We start from the raw sequence: 15,919 nt of genomic DNA on the forward strand, positions 1-15,919 counted from the left end.
TAAGGGCTACGGTCGCGACCTGTGGACGGCGTGTACGTGGGGAAGGCGGGCCCGGACGCCGCCGGTGACCGCGGCTGGCTGCTCGGGCACTTCAAACCGGCGGGCGACCTCCGCCACAGCGGCGAGGTGGAGATCAAGTGGGGTGTGCATCCGCGGGGTGAGCGCCGCGCCGAGTGGACGGACGGTGAGAAGCGCACCGCGCTGCTCATCTTGATCAGTGGCCGTTTCCGCCTGGAGTTCCCCGAGGGGGACGTGGTCCTGGCCGAGCGGGGCGACTACGTGGTGTGGGGACGCGGTGTCGACCATTCGTGGCAGGCCGAGGAGGAATCGGTCGTCCTGACGGTCCGGTGGCCCTCGATCCCCGGCTACGCCGTCCCGGACGCACCGGAACCGTGAGCGCCGGGGCCGCGTCCCAGCACCCGTGATCAGTGGATCTCGGCCGGTGCTGGCCGCGGCGGCGATGGCGTTGTCCCTGGGGTGCTCGTCCTCGTCGGACGGGGAGGTGATCTGCGCGCCGTGCCGGCCGCCGGTGATGGTCACGGTCACGGGGCTCGACCGGTTCGCGGGGGACGGGTGGAGCATGCGGATGTGCGTCGGCGAGTTGCCGTGCACCGAGTTCCGGGTCCCGCGCCGTGCCGGCTCGGGCTCCTGCGGGCCGCTGGCGTGTTTCCTGGACGAGAAGGGCGCCCTGCAGGTCACGCTCCAACAGAGGGACGCGCGGACGGTCGCCGACCTGCCCGTGCGGGTAACGGCGCACGGCACGGACGCTCTGCGCGGTTCGGGGACGATGACCTACGTCCCGGACAAGGGCCCCTGCCGATGCGACTACTCGTACGCCCGCGTCGCACTGACGTGAACCCGTGTTATGCGGTCGAAGGTACAGGCCCGTGACCGCTATCGTGGGCGATGGCCGTCGGGAAGACGGTCACCTGGAGAGTTCGCATAGTGGACTAGTGCAGGCGCCTTGAAAGCGCCCAGGGCTGGGGACAGTCCTCGTGGGTTCGAATCCCACACTCTCCGCTCGGAGTCCGGGATGGTGTGTCCGCGCTAGGGACGGACAGACCATCCCGTTGCGTATCCGTTACCCTCTTCGGCATGTCGCAGACACCCAATGATCCGGCAGGCACGACACACCAGTTCCAGAACTTCGCCAACCAGGCGCAAACCCAGAAGTCCGGACCGAACGTCGCCCTGATCGCGGGCGTCGCGGCCGCGGTGGTCATCGTCGCGGTCATCGTGATCGCGCTGATGATGATGTGACGCGGGCTCAGCGGCCGGTGCTGGAGAAGTGCTGGTAGTCCTTGGCGCCGCTCCACTCGCCGCCCCAGCCCCAGCCGATCGAGTCGAACGCGTCGACGACCTTGTCGCCGGCGTGGATCATGCCGGGGGCGTCCTTGTCGCGGTTCTTGTACTCCGCGCATTGCTCGTGCGCGATGTGCCCGTCGGCGTAGACGTAAGGGTTCTGGCAGGGGTTGATGTCGACGGCGAGGCCGTACGCGTGCTGGGAGAACGAACTCGACCCGGTCGCCCGGCGGCAGTTGAAGGCCGAGGTGTTGTTGGCTTCGATCGACTGGAAGTCGCTGCCCTTGTACTTGTCGACCGGTTCCATGCGCTCGATCGGGTAGCGCATGTCGTACAGGCTCCGGAACACCGTGACGAGGTCCTCGGCGGCCTTGGCGTTGACGACGAGCTGCCCGCCGGTGTGCGGCTGGTCGTCCATGCCCCAGTAGGTCATCTCGATCATCCGCAGCCCGGACGGCGCCACCGGGCAGCCCTCCCGCCAGGAGTGCTCAAGGTCCCCTGCGGTCACCTTCTTGATCTCCGCCTGGAAGCCCTGTTCGGCCGGCGGCGCCGAAGGGGTCGCGGCCGTCCCCGTCGCGGTGGGCGGTGTGGCAGGAGGCGTCGGCTCGTCGGAGCCGCGGCCACAACCGGTCGCGGCGGACGTCACGGCGACCAGGGCGGCGATCGCCGCCGCGCTGCGAATGGCCCTTCTACCTGGCATCTTTCCAGCATGGCATGTCAGGTGGACTGTGTGTGCCACCCTTGATCCGCTACCGTGCGTTTGAAGGCGCGCCCGCCGGAAAGGGGCCGGGACGGACGGGCCGTGAACCTCGATCATCCGCCGGGCATGTCGTCCGGCGGCTTCCGGCCCCAGGGGAGCGGGATGGCGGAACCTCAGGAGAGGGACCTCCCAAGCCTCGAAGACGAGATCTTCGCCGTGGCGCACAATGTGGAGGTCGAGCAGGCGGCGCAGGGGCGGCCGCGGCTGCGGACGGACAGGGCTCAGGTGCTCGTGGAACGGGCCCGGGCCTTCCTCGGCCGCGACGTGAAGTCGCTCGCGGCGGGTTTCGGCCTGTTCCTGTTCGTCGACGCCGTGATGATGTGGGCGCCGCTGATGATGAGCCGCCGCCCGAGCCTGCTGCCGCAGTTCATCACGCTGCTCGTCCTGGCGTTCGGGCTCGGCAGCCTGCTCGTATGGAAGGTCGGCGGGCGGTGGCGGACGTTCGGCATCGGCATGATGCTGGCCTGGGTGTTCCTGACTTTGGTATCCGTAGGCTTCCTCACCGGAGTCACCGTCCCCCTGTAGGCCGGGACGCCGAGCCGATGGGGGTGGAGGCCAGCCAAGGGTTGGGGGCGTGCGGCGATCGGGGGTCAGGTCGTGGGACCCAGGCGTTTGCGGATGAGTGCGAAGGCGCGGCCGATGGCTTCGAGGTCTTCGGGCTCGACGACGTCGATGAAGTAGGTCCGGACGGTTTCGACGTGGTCGCGGGCGGCCCGTTCGAGTGCGGCGTAGCCCTCGTCCGTCAGGTGGGCGAAGACGCCGCGCTTGTCGTTGGGGCAGCTGTCCCGCTTGACCAGGCCCTTGGACTCCAGACGGGAGCAGGTGTGCGACAGCCGGCTGCGTGACTGGCTGGCGTTCTCGGCGAGCTCCGCCATGCGCAGCCGCCGCTCGGGGGCCTCGGACAGCCGGACGAGGATCTCGTACTCCGACACCGAGAGGCCGTGCCTGGTCTTCAGATCCCGGTCCATGACCTCGGTGAGCCGGACGCTGCCGTCCACGTATGCCCGCCAATCGCGCTGCTGGGTGGCATCGAGCCAACGAGGTTCGCTCATACCGGCAAGTATAGGGCACAGGTTGAAGATTCAACCAATCCCGGCTATCTTCACGGTAGCAGGATCTCGCGACGGTCGTCCGCGGAAATAGTTGAAGCATCAACTACGTTGTGGCCTGCAGTGCACCGCCCGGTCGTGGACGGGCACCCGAACGAGGGGAGATCCCATGCCCGCCGTGATGGCCGATCCGCTGACCCTTCCCCGCCTGCCGCTGCTGCCGGAGGCCGACATCGACTGGCGCCGCGTCGCGAAAGTCGTGACCGCCGCGCGTCATCTCGAGGGCGAGGGCTTCGAGGTCAGGCGCCCGTTCCCCGGCGTCGACCTGTCCCTGGCCGACCCGTTCCTGCTCCTCGACCACATGGGCGCCGTCGAGTACGCGCCGGGCGAGGCGATGGGCACCCCGTGGCACCCGCACCGCGGGTTCGAGACCGTCACCTACATCATCGACGGAGCGTTCCAGCACCAGGACACGACCGGTGGCGGCGGCCTCATCTCCGACGGCGCCACCCAGTGGATGACCGCCGCGTCCGGGATCCAGCACATCGAGCAGCCGACGCCGGAACTGGTCACCAGGGGCGGCCTGTTCCACGGCATCCAGCTCTGGGTCAACCTGCCCCGCGCTCAGAAGTGGGTCCCGCCGCGCTACCAGGACATCGAGGCACGCGACGTCAAGCTGCTGGCCGCCGACGACGGCTCGTCCCTCGTCCGCGTCATCGCGGGGTCGGTCGCCGGCTACGACGGTCCCGGCGTCACCCACACCCCCATCAACTACCTGCACGCGACGGTCGCGCCCGGTGCGCGCCTCACCCTGCCCTGGCCGCGCGATTTCAACGCGATGGTCTACGTGCTCTCCGGGCGCGGAACGGCGGGCGTCGAGGAGGCCGGGCTGGACGAAGGACAGCTCGCGGTCTTCGCCGGCTCCCACCACAAGGGCACCGGTGACGGCCTCGTCGTCCGCGCCGCCGACACCCAGCCCGTCGCGAGCGCGAACGGCTGGGAGATCCTCATTCTCGGCGGCCTCCCGATCCGCGAGCCGATCGCGAGGTACGGCCCGTTCGTGATGAACACCCGCGAGGAGATCATCCAGGCGTTCGAGGACTTCCAGGCCGGCCGCATGGGCACTATCCCCGCAGAAAAGGTCCCACATAGGTCCGAAGCGGACGAGCCCCTCACCTGACCCCAGCTCCCGGCCGCGGTGGTGGTGCCCGCGGCCGGACCCCGCTCAACGGCCACGTGCCACCGGATGGTGGGCACGTGGCCGTTCTCGTTCCGAATCCGTCGCGGGAGTTCCCCGGGTTCGGATGACGAGGGCGGCGGCGTGCGCTAGTGTGTTCGAATAGTCGAACAGAGATTCGACGGACGTGAACGCGCTCGCCCGGGGAGGCGGCATGGTGGCGACGGTGGCCATGAGGGGGGTGGACGGTCCCGCGCGCTGTGGACGGCGGCGGGAGAACGCGACACGCCGCAGCGGTTTCTACGCAAATCTACGGCCTCAGCTATATCGCCTCATAGAGTCCGAGAGCGTGGACCCCGTGCGCAATCCCTATGCCCCTGGCGCCGGGCAGCGCCCCCCGGAGCTGGCCGGCCGCGACCGCGAGCTCAAGCAGTTCGAGGTGGTGATCGAGCGGGTGGCCCGCGGCCGCCCCGAGCGCAGCATGATCGTCACCGGGCTGCGCGGGGTGGGCAAGACCGTGCTGCTCAACGCGTTCCGTTCGATGGCGATCCAGCGCCTGTGGGGGACCGGGAAGATCGAGGCCCGGCCCGACCAGTCGATCCGCCGGCCGGTCGCCTCGGCGCTGCACCGGGCCGTCCGGGAACTGGCGCCCCGGCATCGCGCACCCGACCGCATCGAGGAGTTCCTCGGCGTGCTGAAGGCGTTCGCGCAGGCCGAGCCGGAGCCGTCCGGCAAGGGCAGGGCGCGGGCGCACCGCTGGCAGCCCGGCATCGACGTGCCCGCCTCGCGGGGACGCGCCGACTCCGGCGACCTGGAGATCGACCTGACCGAGCTGTTCGTGGACGCGGCGTCCGTCGCGACGGACGTCGGCGTCGGCATCGCGCTGTTCGTGGACGAGATGCAGGACATCCCCGCCGACGACGTGTCCGCGCTGTGCGCCGCGTGCCATGAGCTGTCGCAGGTCGGCGGTCCGCTGATCGTGGTGGGCGCCGGGCTGCCGCATCTGCCGGCCGTCCTGTCGGCCAGCAAGTCCTACTCCGAGCGGCTGTTCCGCTACGCCCGCATCGACCGGCTCGACCGCGAGTCAGCCGATTTCGCCCTGCTGGCGCCCGCCGAGCGGGAGGAGGTCACCTTCACCGAGGACGCCCTCGACGCCCTGTACGGCGCGGCCGACGGCTATCCCTACTTCGTCCAGGCGTACGCCAAGGTCGTCTGGGACGTGGCGCCCGACACCCCGATCACCGCCGACGACATCAAGGTCGCGGCGCCGGAGGCGGAGAGCGAACTCGCGGTCGGCTTCTTCGGCAGCCGCTACGAGCGCGCCACCCCGGCCGAGCGCGACTACATGCGCGCGATGGCCATGCTCGGCGACGACCCGGTGCCCACCGCGTCGGTCGCGGACGAGCTGGGCCGCAAACCGTCCAGCCTGTCGCCCGCCCGCGACGGGCTCATCAAGAAGGGCCTCATCTACAGCGCCGAACGCGGCATGGTCGCGTTCACCGTGCCGCATTTCGGCAAGTTCCTCCGCTCCCAACCCGCCTGACGGCCGGACGCTCCGGCTTCATAGAGATCTCTAGCGAGAATGCTAGAGATCGATAGAAGGCCGCATCGAGCCGCATCGTCAGCCGAATATTCGACTCTCTAGTGGTGAACGTAGAAAGCCGTAGATTCTTCTCGCAATGCCCTCTGGGCTTTTCTAAGCCTCTCTAGCATGTGACGTAGAAATCCCTAGAGAGTTGAAGAGGCGGCGTTCGCGATCGATTTCTACGCGCCTATTGGACGTGTCCAAGAAGGGGTTAGAGAGCGGCGGACAGGCTCGGCTCCGGCGCCACGAGCGCCGACCGGACGGACCTGTCGCGCTCGGCGGTCGACACCGCGAACACGACCTCCATGTCCTGGTCGTCCACCCGGGCGGGGAACACCACGAATCGCCAGCAGCCCTCCCGCCACACGTCCAGCGGCACGGCGCTCGCGATGACGTTCTCGTGCTCCACCCACGCGGCGCTGTCGTGCAGCGTCGCGTACGTCTCCCCGATCGGGCTGCGCCGCCGCTCGCACGGCATCACCGGACGCCCGCGGCCATGCGGCAGGCAGCGGCGTCCGAACAGCGCCGACAGCTCCGGTGACAGCGCCGCGAACAGCGCGACCTCCGCCGCGAGGACCAGCGCGACCTGCACCTGGACGTCGCGCAGCACGTCGAGGCCGGCGAGCGGCGCCCCCATCGAGGCTATGGCGGCGCCCGTGAACAGCACCGCCCGCAGCACGCTCCGCCGCCCGACCCGCTTGCCGCTGAGCCCGCCGAAACAGCCGCACCCGGCGTCCGGGCGGCTGACTCGCAGCTCGCCGACCACCCATGTCGCGGCGGCGAACGCGACCGTCGTCGCGAGCCGCACCGACAGATGCGACGTCACCAGCAGCGACAGTCCGAGGACGCCTTCGCCGATCCCCAGCCCGACCGTCATCCCGCGGCTGCCGCGCAGCGCCGACAGCCGCGCGAGCCCGGCCGGTACCGGCACGCCGTGGACACGGTCGGGCGCGTCCGCCGCCTCCTCCCGCACCGTCAGCTTCGCCAGGCACGCGGCCAGCAGCACGGCCGCCAGCAGCAGCACCTGCGTGTTCTGGAACGCCGTCACCATGACGCGGCCGTCCCCGGTGCCCCGGCCGGCGCGCCCGGCCGGACGGCGGCGTTGAAGCAGCCCGCCTCCAGATCGCCGCCGAGCCCCACGAACGCGGCGGGCGTCAGCTCGGCGATCCGGCCGCGCGGGGAGGCGCCGCATTCCACGCACCGGTCGCAGAAGCGGGCCGCCGCGCAGCCGCACTCCACCACCGGGACGGTGGCGGCGCGTCCGCCGCACTCGTTGCGGACGGCGACCTCGCTGCCGATCGACAGGTACGGGAACGCGGCGCAGCCGGACGGGGCGTCCGCGCATCCCCCGGCGTCCCCCTCGGAATCGACGGCCGGGTAGGCCGCCCCGTCCGGTGGCTCGCCGTCCGCGCTTCCGAACCAGGTCACCGTCCCGCGCAGCACGCCGGGCGCCGGTGCGGCGACCTCCGGCGCGGCGAGGTCGTCGGCCCGGTAGCCGGGCTGTGACGTGCCGGGGCGCACCGCCCGCGGCCCGTCGGGGGTCAGCACGCAGATCACGTCGACGAGGTATCCGGGCTCCAGGCGCGGATGCCGGACCAGGACCTGTTCGAAGGCGCGCGGGGGGATCACCACATGCGTCCGCCCCCGGTGGGGACCCATGTCCACGTCCACGGTGTTCTTCCCGCACGCCAGGATCGTGCCGCTGACCCGGCCGATGTCGACCCAGACGCGGTCGGCGCCGAGCCCGCCGTCCCTCGGCCGGACGATCACGGATCGGCCCGGCCGGAGCGCGGCGAGGCCCCCGCGCCCGCCGTGCCAGACGGCCGTGTCGGCGCTCATCGCGAGACGCGTCTCCGTGCCGCCCGGTCCCGGCCGGTCCGCCCTGCCCAGCACCAGCAGGTGCGGGCTGGCGTCCAGGACGATCCCGGTCACCACGTCCAGCGGACGCTCCGACCGCCCGGCGGGGCCATGGCCGGCGGATACCGCGAGGACGGCCGCGCGCCGTCGGCGTCGGGTCGCTCCACGGTGGTGGGGTGGCGGCATCGCGGTGCTCCGGCGTAGATCATCACTCTGGGTCATCGCTGCGAGGACAGCGAGTCAAGGGTCACGTGTGGTGACAGTCCTTGTCGACGGATTTGTCGCGATAAGTCAGCCGGTGGAAGACCTTTGATCTACCTTGGGTGAAGATTATGCACTGGTTGACCCGGATATAGGTTTTCTGTAGGCCCGAAATTACGATCTACGTGCGATCGTCAACCATATCGGGAGTGCGCACGGCCGGGACCCTGGACTCGTCCCGCCGGAGGCGGCTCCGCAACCCCTGGTCCGGTGGTGATTTGAACGACACGCGGCACGAGGAGTTCCGCTCGTACGTGACGGAACGCCGAGCCGTGCTGCTGCGCGCCGCGACCCAGCTCACCAGCGACCGCGCCGAAGCCGAAGACCTCCTCCAGGCCGCCCTCGCGAAGACCTACCTCGCCTGGCACCGTATCGAAGACCGCGCCGCCGTCGACGGCTACGTCCGCCGCGCCATGGTCAACACGCAGATCTCCTGGTGGCGGCGCCGGAAACTGGACGTCTATCCGACCGACCAGATCCCCGACCATCCCGTCGACGACCACACGAGCCGCAGCGAAATGCGCGACGTGCTCTTCCGCGCCCTCCGCCGCCTCCCCGAACGGCAACGCCTCACCGTCATGCTCCGCTACTACGAGGACATGTCCGAAAGGGAGATCGCCGAAATTCTCGGTGTCAGCGTCGGCACGGTCAAATCCACGGTCTCCCGCGCCATGGCCAGACTCCGAGACGACGACGGGTTGTACTGATCGCCTTTCTCCTCGCTGGGACCGAGTTGGCCTTCGGGGGGGTCGTCAAGCTGGGACAACACTGCAAGAATCCGGTTCTGGAATCCGCTGCGAGCTGGAGGGGCGGCGCTCATGTTGAGCACCATGCAGGATTTCCCGCTGACCATCACCACGATCATGCGCTACGGCGCGGACGTTTTCGGTGACGTCGAGGTGTCGACCTGGACGGGGGACGGTGCCCGGCGCCGCACCTATGCCGAGGTCGGTGAACGCGCGGCACGCCTCGCGGGGGCGCTGCGCGGCCTCGGCGTGGACGGTGACCAGCGGGTCGCCACGTTCATGTGGAACAACACCGAGCATCTGGAGGCGTACCTGGCGGTCCCGTCCATGGGCGCCGTTCTGCACACTCTCAATTTGCGGCTCTTTCCGGACCAGCTCGTCTACATCGCCAACCACGCCGAGGACCAGATCGTCATCGTCGACGGCTCGCTGATCCCGCTGCTCGCGCCGGTGCTGGCGCAGTTCAAGACCGTCCGGCACGTGATCGTCGTCGGGGAGGGCGACACCGCGCCGCTGGACGCCGCCGGCAAGGAACTGCACTCCTACGAGGACCTGCTCGCCGCCGCGCCCGCCACGTTCGACTGGCCCGAGATCGACGAACGGTCCGCCGCCGCGATGTGCTACACCAGCGGCACGACCGGGAACCCCAAGGGCGTCGTGTACTCCCACCGGTCCGCCTACCTGCATTCGATGGCGACGTGCACCGGCAACGCGATCGGCCTGAGCGCCTCCGACACCATCCTGCCGGTGGTGCCGATGTTCCATGCCAACGCCTGGGGGCTGCCGTACGCGGCGGTGATGGCGGGCGCCGCGCTCATCATGCCGGACCGGTTCATGCAGGCCGAGCCGCTCGTCCGGCTCATCGAGTCCGAGCGCCCGACGGTCGCCGGCGCTGTGCCGACGATCTGGTCGGACGTCCTACGCCACACCAAGGAGCACGGCTCGGACCTCAGCTCGCTGCGCCTCGTCCCGTGCGGCGGGTCGGCCGTCCCCGAGGCGCTGATGCGCGGCTTCGACGAGATCGGCGTCCGGATCGTCCAGGCGTGGGGGATGACGGAGACCTCGCCGGTCGCGACGGTGGCGCACCCGCCGGTCGAGGCGACCGGCGAGGAGGCGTGGCAGGCCAGGATCAGCCAGGGCCGCATCCTGGCCGGGCTGGAGATGCGCGTCGTCGGCGACGGCGACGTCGTGCTGGCCAACGATGGCGAGGCGGTCGGCGAGGTCGAGATCCGCGGGCCGTGGATCACCGGCTCGTACCACCTGGACGAGGATCCCGCGAAGTTCCACGACGGCTGGCTGCGCACCGGCGACGTCGGGACGCTGTCGCCCCGCGGGTTCCTGATCCTCACCGACCGGGCCAAGGACGTCATCAAGTCGGGCGGCGAGTGGATCTCGTCGGTGGAGCTGGAGAACCATCTGATGGCGCACCCGGACATCGTCGAGGCCGCGGTGGTCGGCGTCCCCGACGACCGGTGGCAGGAGCGCCCGCTCGCCTCCGTCGTCGTCCGCGACGGGGCCTCGGTCACGGCGGCGCAGCTGAGGGAGTTCCTGTCCGGGCGGATCGCGAAATGGCAGCTGCCCGAGCGCTGGGCGTTCATCGCCGAGGTGCCGAAGACGAGCGTCGGCAAGTTCGACAAGAAGGTGCTGCGGCGCCGCTACGCGGACGGTGACCTGCAGGTGCGCCGGGCGGACTGACGGGCGGCCGTCCGCTCCCCGGCCGGATCGGATCGCTGACTCGATTCTGACGCCGAGTCATTGATAGCGTGATCACGGAGAGAAGCGGCATCTCACCCCGGGGTCACCCTAATGGTGATTTCGGCAGATCGTGTGGTGCGGATGGGGTTCACGGGTGTATGCAAGGTGGGCTGATTGTCCGGACGACTCCCATGGGGACGGACGCCTCATGCCGCTGCCGGGAGCGTGAATGCCCAGGTTGTCCCCCTCCTTGCACACAGCCGACCGTAACCTCGTCAAAGGGCTGAACGAAGGCGACGAGGCGGCGCTCGCCGCACTCTATGACGAGTACGGTGAGCGCCTTTATGACTACGCGCTGTCAATGTCGGGGGACGCGAAAGTCGCCGCCGACATCGTCCACGACACGTTCATCGACGCCTGTCGCCGCGCCCCCCGGATGCGCGACCACCTGCACCTGAGCTCCTGGCTGTACGGGGCGGCCCGCCGCCGCTGCATCCGTCGCGGGCGGGCGAAGGTCCTGTTCTGGGACCGGGACGGCGAGTTCTCCGACATCCCCTTCCTGGACCGTGCCGAGCCGGACGATCCCGTCCCGGACTGGCCTCCTCCGGACGAGCTCCACGGGCTGCTCAACGGCGCGCTGGCCAGGCTTGAGCCCGTCGAGCAGGAGGTCATGCTGCTGGCGTTCCGGCACGGGCTGCGTCCCGCCCGCCTCGGCGCGGCGCTGGGCCTGTCCTCGCGCCGGGCCGCCATGCGGGTGCGGCAGGGCAGGGCCGAGCTCGAAGCCGCACTCCAGAAGGAGCTCAACCGCACCGTCCGGGCCTGCGCGGCGGGCTCCCCCGGCGAGGGGGAGGAGTCGCGTGCGGTCGCCGTCCTGGCCGCCCGGACCGCGCCCAAGACCGACGAGGCGGATCCGCCGACCACCCCGCCGCGCTCCGCCCGGCCGTTCTTGCGGGCCCTTCGCCGGCGCCCCGAGGTCTCCCCCGCCGACCCGTCCGCCGACCGGCACGTCGCCGGCTGCGCCGGCTGCCGGCGCCGCGGCCGGGTGACGGCGGCCGCGCTGCTGAAGCGGGCGCCCGCCCCGGTGCTGCCCGCGGCGCTGCGGCACCGCGTCATGCACACCGCGACCGACCCCGAGCTCGCCGGCTACCGCGCCGACATCGCCGCGCGCGGCGGCGCGCTCACCCCGTCCGGCCTGCCGAGCCAGCCGGACGTGCCCTCGCCGTTCACCCGCCGCTGGCTGTTCACCGGGGGCGGCATGGTGGGGGCGCTGGTCGCCGCGCTCGTCGCCGTGTTCGTCATGGGTCCCGGCATCAGCGGCAGCTCGCTGTCCTGGCCGCCGTTCCGGACGCAGCCGCAGCCGTCCATCACGCAGCATTCGCCGCCGGACGGCTCGGGCCGCGAGACGCAACCGTCCCGGGGACCGGACGGGGACGGGCCCGGCCGGCCGGGGCAGCAGCCCGTCAGGCCCCAGACCGACCAGAAGGACCCGGAGGAGTCCGCGGAACCCGGGCAGCCGCCGTCGTCGTCCAACCCGCCCGCGCGGCCCGGCGTCCTCGTCGTCGATCCCGCCAAGGTCGAGCTGTACGGCACCAAGACCGCCCAGGTGAGCCTCGCGGCCAAGAGCGGCCCCGTGACGTGGACGGCGATGACGTCGACGAACCAGCTCGTCCTGTCGGAGATGCAGGGCGGCATGCGCGAGGGCGGCAGCAGCCAGGTGACGATCAGCCTGCGCACCTTCGTCATCGGCCTGCCGGGCCAGGGCACCCTCACCTTCACCGACTCCGAGGGCGAGCCTCACACGGTGACCGTCGTCTGGGGCGCCTCGCTCCTGTGACGGCTCAGCCGGGCGGCTCGCCGAGATGGTCCCTGATCGTTTCGAGGTGCTCGCCGAGGGCCTCCTGGACGCGGGCCTCCATCGCCCTGGCGATGAACGGCTCGACGACCGTCTTCACCAGCGGCCGCATCCGGCGGACCACCGCGGCCACCTCGGTGACCTTCTCGCCGTCCGGGACGGGCGGGTCCCCGAGCCGGTCGAACACGTGCTCCTGGACGAGGTTCACGAACCGGCCCGCGATCACGTCGCAGTCGTCGCGGATCTGCCCGGCGATGTCGAGGACGGCGTCGAGCGGGACGCCCGCGGCGACGAGTTCGGCGCCGACGTGCAGCAGCCGGGGGCTCGGCACCCGGTACTCGTCGCCGTGCGGTTCGATGAGGCCGAGTTCGATGGTCCGGTCCCGCATGCGGGCGAACTCGTCGGCGTCCAGCCCGGTCCCGAAGATCTCGGCGAGCTCGTCGTAGGTGGTGGTGCCGGGGATCTCGTCCGACCACGGGTCGGTGAGCACCTTCTCCAGCCCGAGGACCTCACCGACGTCCTTGCCGGTCTCCCACGCCGACAGCAGGTCCTTGATGACCGCGAACGTGTAGCCGCGGCCGAGCAGCTTGCCGATGAGCCGGAGGCGCGCGAGGTGCGAGTCGCCGTACAGCCCGACGCGGCCCTCCAGCCGGGGCGGCGGCAGCAGTCCCCGGTCCTGGTAGGCGCGGATGTTGCGCACGGTACTTCCGGCCAGCCGCGCCAGCTCGTCGATTCGGTACTCGGCCATGCCCCCGCCCGCCGGACTCGTCCACCTTGACCGCCGTGATCTTACTCCGGCACTATTGTTACATCGGTCAATGACACATAGGGGCTGGCGTCATGGCGGACGCGGACGACATCGAGGAGACACTCCTCGGCGGCCCGCTGCGCTACACACGTAAAGAGGTCGAGGCCCTCGCGGAGGTCCCCGACGAGTACGCGCGCCGCATCTGGCGGGCGCTCGGCTTCCCGACTCCCCCCGACGAGGAGGTCGCCTTCACCGACGGGGACGTCGCCGCGCTCCGCGAGATCAAGGACCTGCTCGGCCATGACATGGTCGACGAGGACATGGTCGTCCAGCTCGCCCGCGCCGTCGGCCAGACGATGGGCCGCCTCGCCAGCTGGCTCGGCGACGTCTGGCTGCAGCGCCTCGGTGAACTTCCCGCCGACGAGCCCGCCGCGGCCGATCTCGTCGCCGGCGCCCTCGCCGCCACCGAGGAACTGCGTCCCGCGTTCGAACGCCTCCTGCTGCACGGCTGGCGCCGCCAGCTCACCGCCGCCGGGATGCGCGCCGCCGCCACGACGGCCGCGGCGCAGTCCGATCCCGCCGCCGGCATCGCGCATCTCGCGGTCGGCTTCGCCGACGTCGTCTCCTTCACCCGCCTGAGCCGCCGCCTCGACGGCGACGCCCTCGCCGCCTTCATCGAACGGTTCGAGGTCACCACCGCCGAGATCATCGCCGAACTGGGCGGGCGGGTCATCAAGACGCTCGGCGACGAGGTCATGTTCGTCGCGTCCGCCCCCCGCGCCGCCGCCGACATCGGCCTGCGCATCGCGGAACGCTTCAACGAGGACCCCGACTTCCCCAAGGTCCGCGTGGGCCTCGCCTACGGCGAAGTCATCCAGCGTCTGGGCGACGTGTTCGGAACGCCCGTCAATCTCGCCGCCCGCCTGACCGCCGCCGCCCACCCCGGAACGGTCCTCGTCGACGGCGATCTGGCCTCGTCCCTCCCCGACGACACCCACGACGTCACCTCCCTGCGCCCCCGCCCACTCTGTAAGGACGCGGGGCCGTGGTTCAGGCGCGTACGGGCTCGAAGTGCAGCGCGGTGATCCCGCAGTCGAACGGTCGCGCGCTGACGAGGTGAAGCCGGTGGCGGACACCGTGGTCGGGGAACACCGGCATGCCGGCCCCCAGGGCGACCGGGTTGACGAACAGGTGCAACTCGTCGAGCAGACCCTTGGCGATCAGGTCCCGGGCGAGCGTGCCGCCCCCAGAGGTGATCATGTCCTTGCCCGGCTCGGCCTTGAGCCGGCGCACCGTCTCGGCCAGGTCGCCGCCGGCGACGACGGCGTTCTTCCACGGCGACTCGGTGAGGGTGTCGGAGATGACGACCTTGGGCGTGTCGTTCTCCTGTCGATGGCCTCCCGGGTCTCGCCTCTGGTGGAGAGCGGGACGTGTCGCTGGGTCGTTGCGGTTGCCGTCATGGCGCGCTCCTTCGGCCTTGTGCCGGGTAGGGTTCTGCCATTCAGCGTCGCCATCGGGCATTCGCCTCGGTAGTGCCACATTCAGCAGTTCGTTGTGAAGGATTCACCGGAGGTCTCGTGATCCGGATCATGATCGCTGAGGACGTCCGGATCCTGCGCGAGACGCTGATGGCGGTGCTGGCGCTGGAGGACGACCTCGAGGTGGCCGGCGCGGTCGAGCGCGGTGACCAGATCATCGGCACCGCCATCCGCCTGCGGCCCGACGTGGCGATCCTGGACATCGACCTGCCGGGGGCGGACGGGCTGTCCGGTGCGCAGGAACTGCGCGTGCGGCTGCCGTCCTGCCGCGTGCTGATGCTCACCGGTCTGGCCCGGCCGGGTTACCTGCGCCGGGCGCTGTCAGCGGACGTCGCGGGGTTCGTGCTCAAGCACTCGCCGGCCGAAGACCTGATCGAGGCGATCCGCAAAGTGGCCGCGGGCGAGCGGGTGGTGGACCCGCAGCTCGCCCTCGCCGCGCTGTGGAAGCCGGAGTGCCCGCTGGCGGCGCGCGAGGTCGACGTCCTGCGGCTGGCCGCGACCCGGGGCGGAGGCCGACGAGATCGCGGTGACGCTGTCACTCGGCCGCGGAACCGTCCGCAACTATCTGTCCTCCGCGGTCATGAAGCTCAACGCCAGGAACCGGATCGACGCCATCCGCATCGCCACCGACGAGGGCTGGCTGTAGGCCCGGCTCGATCGGGATCCGCACGACGAGGACGTAGGTGTCCCCGGTGAGCCGGGCGTCCAGCGTGCCGCCGGTGGCTTCCACGCGCTCCTGGAGGCTGGCGGTTCCCATCCCGGTCGCCGCGGTGGCGGGCGCCATGGCCGGCCGGGCGTCGTTGTTGAGCACGCGGAGCCGCACGGCGCCGTCCACCGTCTCGGCTTCCAGCGTGCAGTGGTCACCGTCGCTGTGCCGCAGGACGTTGGTGACGCCCTCGCGGAGCACGGTGGCCAGGATGGTGCTGTGCTCCGCTCCGAGCACCGGCAGCGTGACCGTACCGGTGACCTCGAAGCCGGCGGCGGCGAGCGCCTCCCGGGCCGACCGGATCTCGTCCTCCAGCGACATGGCGCGATGGCCGGTGGCGACCGCGTCGATGTCGATGAGCGCCTGCCGGGCGGCGGCGACGCCCTCGGCAAGCTCCCGCCGGGCCCGTTCGTTGTCTCTGCCGAAGAGCCGGAAGGCCAGCTCGCTCTTGAGCACGATGACCGAGAGCCCGAATCCGAGCAGGTCGTGCAGATCCCGAGCGAACCGCAGACGTTCGCGGGCTATCTCGGTCCGGGCGAGCTCCAGCCGGGCCCCCCGCAACTCGCCGGCCAGCCGCCCCATGCGGACGAGCCCGTAGACGACGATCGCGCGCTCGCCGATCCACACCATCTCGTACAGGTGG

17 protein-coding genes, 1 tRNA gene and 2 pseudogenes are annotated in these 15,919 nt (G+C 70.8%); 13 read left to right on the forward strand and 7 right to left on the reverse strand.

All coding sequences use genetic code 11. The features are described from left to right. Window positions 1-21: 21 nt before the first annotated feature. From ACTWPP_RS07585 to ACTWPP_RS07600, 4 genes are all read left to right on the forward strand, one after another. Window positions 22-396, forward strand: coding sequence for a signal peptidase I (locus tag ACTWPP_RS07585; RefSeq protein ID WP_443103358.1), 375 nt, complete (start codon window positions 22-24; stop codon window positions 394-396). A 46-nt stretch (window positions 397-442) separates the two neighbouring features. Further along, window positions 443-856 (forward strand): hypothetical protein, encoded by a 414-nt coding sequence (locus ACTWPP_RS07590; RefSeq protein WP_443103359.1) that lies wholly within the window; start codon window positions 443-445, stop codon window positions 854-856. 75 nt (window positions 857-931) lie between these two features. Then, window positions 932-1,020: transfer RNA gene (locus ACTWPP_RS07595), tRNA-Ser, on the forward strand. Window positions 1,021-1,095: 75 nt separating this feature from the next. Continuing rightward, complete coding sequence (locus ACTWPP_RS07600) at window positions 1,096-1,260, forward strand: hypothetical protein (RefSeq protein ID WP_443103360.1); 165 nt, start codon at window positions 1,096-1,098, stop codon at window positions 1,258-1,260. A gap of 7 nt (window positions 1,261-1,267) precedes the next feature. Here ACTWPP_RS07600 and ACTWPP_RS07605 read toward each other — a convergent pair whose 3' ends face one another. Next, window positions 1,268-2,002 (reverse strand): M15 family metallopeptidase, encoded by a 735-nt coding sequence (locus tag ACTWPP_RS07605; protein WP_443103361.1) that lies wholly within the window; start codon window positions 2,000-2,002, stop codon window positions 1,268-1,270. Window positions 2,003-2,164: 162 nt separating this feature from the next. Between ACTWPP_RS07605 and ACTWPP_RS07610 the strand changes: the two genes are divergently transcribed. Then, window positions 2,165-2,587, forward strand: coding sequence for a hypothetical protein (locus ACTWPP_RS07610; protein WP_443103362.1), 423 nt, complete (start codon window positions 2,165-2,167; stop codon window positions 2,585-2,587). A 65-nt stretch (window positions 2,588-2,652) separates the two neighbouring features. Here the strand turns inward: ACTWPP_RS07610 and ACTWPP_RS07615 are convergent, their stop codons facing one another. After that, on the reverse strand, window positions 2,653-3,114 hold the full coding sequence (locus ACTWPP_RS07615; RefSeq protein ID WP_443103363.1) for a MarR family winged helix-turn-helix transcriptional regulator: 462 nt from the start codon (window positions 3,112-3,114) through the stop codon (window positions 2,653-2,655). 166 nt (window positions 3,115-3,280) lie between these two features. Here ACTWPP_RS07615 and ACTWPP_RS07620 point away from each other — a divergent pair, with 166 nt between their 5' ends. Both ACTWPP_RS07620 and ACTWPP_RS07625 read left to right on the forward strand, forming a co-directional pair. Continuing rightward, window positions 3,281-4,291: a pirin family protein gene (locus ACTWPP_RS07620; RefSeq protein ID WP_443103364.1), complete on the forward strand. Its 1,011-nt coding sequence runs from the start codon at window positions 3,281-3,283 to the stop codon at window positions 4,289-4,291. A gap of 355 nt (window positions 4,292-4,646) precedes the next feature. After that, complete coding sequence (locus ACTWPP_RS07625; protein WP_443103365.1) at window positions 4,647-5,831, forward strand: ATP-binding protein; 1,185 nt, start codon at window positions 4,647-4,649, stop codon at window positions 5,829-5,831. Window positions 5,832-6,084: 253 nt separating this feature from the next. Here ACTWPP_RS07625 and ACTWPP_RS07630 read toward each other — a convergent pair whose 3' ends face one another. Both ACTWPP_RS07630 and ACTWPP_RS07635 read right to left on the reverse strand, forming a co-directional pair. Then, window positions 6,085-6,924, reverse strand: coding sequence for a MauE/DoxX family redox-associated membrane protein (locus ACTWPP_RS07630; protein ID WP_443103366.1), 840 nt, complete (start codon window positions 6,922-6,924; stop codon window positions 6,085-6,087). Continuing rightward, window positions 6,918-7,805: a hypothetical protein gene (locus ACTWPP_RS07635; protein WP_443103367.1), complete on the reverse strand. Its 888-nt coding sequence runs from the start codon at window positions 7,803-7,805 to the stop codon at window positions 6,918-6,920. Before ACTWPP_RS07635 ends, ACTWPP_RS07630 begins: the two co-directional genes overlap by 7 nt. Window positions 7,806-8,209: 404 nt before the next feature. On the opposite strand from ACTWPP_RS07635, the gene ACTWPP_RS07640 reads away from it, so the two are divergent. From ACTWPP_RS07640 to ACTWPP_RS07650, 3 genes are all read left to right on the forward strand, one after another. After that, entirely contained in the window at window positions 8,210-8,698 is a 489-nt protein-coding gene (locus tag ACTWPP_RS07640; RefSeq protein WP_443103432.1) for a SigE family RNA polymerase sigma factor, read from the forward strand. Window positions 8,699-8,821: 123 nt separating this feature from the next. After that, a complete protein-coding gene (locus ACTWPP_RS07645; protein WP_443103368.1) occupies window positions 8,822-10,432 on the forward strand; it encodes a long-chain fatty acid--CoA ligase in 1,611 nt (536 codons plus the stop codon). 250 nt (window positions 10,433-10,682) lie between these two features. After that, on the forward strand, window positions 10,683-12,266 hold the full coding sequence (locus ACTWPP_RS07650) for a sigma-70 family RNA polymerase sigma factor (protein ID WP_443103369.1): 1,584 nt from the start codon (window positions 10,683-10,685) through the stop codon (window positions 12,264-12,266). A 4-nt stretch (window positions 12,267-12,270) separates the two neighbouring features. On the opposite strand, the gene ACTWPP_RS07655 is transcribed toward ACTWPP_RS07650, so the two are convergent. Then, window positions 12,271-13,032 carry a MerR family transcriptional regulator gene (locus tag ACTWPP_RS07655; RefSeq protein WP_443103370.1) on the reverse strand — a complete coding sequence of 254 codons (762 nt, stop codon included), beginning with the start codon at window positions 13,030-13,032 and terminating at the stop codon, window positions 12,271-12,273. A 92-nt stretch (window positions 13,033-13,124) separates the two neighbouring features. Here ACTWPP_RS07655 and ACTWPP_RS07660 point away from each other — a divergent pair, with 92 nt between their 5' ends. Further along, a complete protein-coding gene (locus tag ACTWPP_RS07660) occupies window positions 13,125-14,117 on the forward strand; it encodes an adenylate/guanylate cyclase domain-containing protein (protein ID WP_443103371.1) in 993 nt (330 codons plus the stop codon). Here ACTWPP_RS07660 and ACTWPP_RS07665 read toward each other — a convergent pair. Next, entirely contained in the window at window positions 14,083-14,553 is a 471-nt protein-coding gene (locus tag ACTWPP_RS07665) for a dihydrofolate reductase family protein (RefSeq protein WP_443103372.1), read from the reverse strand. The two genes, ACTWPP_RS07660 and ACTWPP_RS07665, sit on opposite strands and share 35 nt — an antisense overlap. A 107-nt stretch (window positions 14,554-14,660) precedes the next feature. On the opposite strand from ACTWPP_RS07665, the pseudogene ACTWPP_RS07670 reads away from it, so the two are divergent. Further along, window positions 14,661-14,897: pseudogene (locus tag ACTWPP_RS07670) on the forward strand (response regulator); the annotation flags it as partial. 199 nt (window positions 14,898-15,096) lie between these two features. Continuing rightward, the gene (locus ACTWPP_RS07675) at window positions 15,097-15,216 is read left to right on the forward strand and encodes a LuxR C-terminal-related transcriptional regulator (RefSeq protein ID WP_443103433.1); all 120 of its coding nucleotides are present in this window, start codon (window positions 15,097-15,099) and stop codon (window positions 15,214-15,216) included. A gap of 402 nt (window positions 15,217-15,618) precedes the next feature. Here ACTWPP_RS07675 and ACTWPP_RS07680 read toward each other — a convergent pair. Then, window positions 15,619-15,906: pseudogene (locus ACTWPP_RS07680) on the reverse strand (histidine kinase); the annotation flags it as partial. Window positions 15,907-15,919: the final 13 nt, after the last annotated feature.

Origin of the sequence: Actinomadura sp. 3N407 (assembly GCF_052245875.1) — a bacterium.
Taxonomy (GTDB): Bacteria; Actinomycetota; Actinomycetes; order Streptosporangiales; family Streptosporangiaceae; genus Spirillospora.

What these genes read in the sequence shown, in the direction of transcription:
- ACTWPP_RS07600 (WP_443103360.1), top strand. Translation starts at nt 1,096, where the DNA reads ATGTCGCAGACACCCAATGATCCGGCAGGCACGACACACCAGTTCCAG.
- ACTWPP_RS07605 (WP_443103361.1), bottom strand. Translation starts at nt 2,002, where the DNA reads ATGCCAGGTAGAAGGGCCATTCGCAGCGCGGCGGCGATCGCCGCCCTG.
- ACTWPP_RS07610 (WP_443103362.1), top strand. Translation starts at nt 2,165, where the DNA reads ATGGCGGAACCTCAGGAGAGGGACCTCCCAAGCCTCGAAGACGAGATC.
- ACTWPP_RS07615 (WP_443103363.1), bottom strand. Translation starts at nt 3,114, where the DNA reads ATGAGCGAACCTCGTTGGCTCGATGCCACCCAGCAGCGCGATTGGCGG.
- ACTWPP_RS07620 (WP_443103364.1), top strand. Translation starts at nt 3,281, where the DNA reads ATGCCCGCCGTGATGGCCGATCCGCTGACCCTTCCCCGCCTGCCGCTG.
- ACTWPP_RS07630 (WP_443103366.1), bottom strand. Translation starts at nt 6,924, where the DNA reads ATGGTGACGGCGTTCCAGAACACGCAGGTGCTGCTGCTGGCGGCCGTG.
- ACTWPP_RS07645 (WP_443103368.1), top strand. Translation starts at nt 8,822, where the DNA reads ATGCAGGATTTCCCGCTGACCATCACCACGATCATGCGCTACGGCGCG.
- ACTWPP_RS07655 (WP_443103370.1), bottom strand. Translation starts at nt 13,032, where the DNA reads ATGGCCGAGTACCGAATCGACGAGCTGGCGCGGCTGGCCGGAAGTACC.
- ACTWPP_RS07660 (WP_443103371.1), top strand. Translation starts at nt 13,125, where the DNA reads ATGGCGGACGCGGACGACATCGAGGAGACACTCCTCGGCGGCCCGCTG.
- ACTWPP_RS07665 (WP_443103372.1), bottom strand. Translation starts at nt 14,553, where the DNA reads ATGCCCGATGGCGACGCTGAATGGCAGAACCCTACCCGGCACAAGGCC.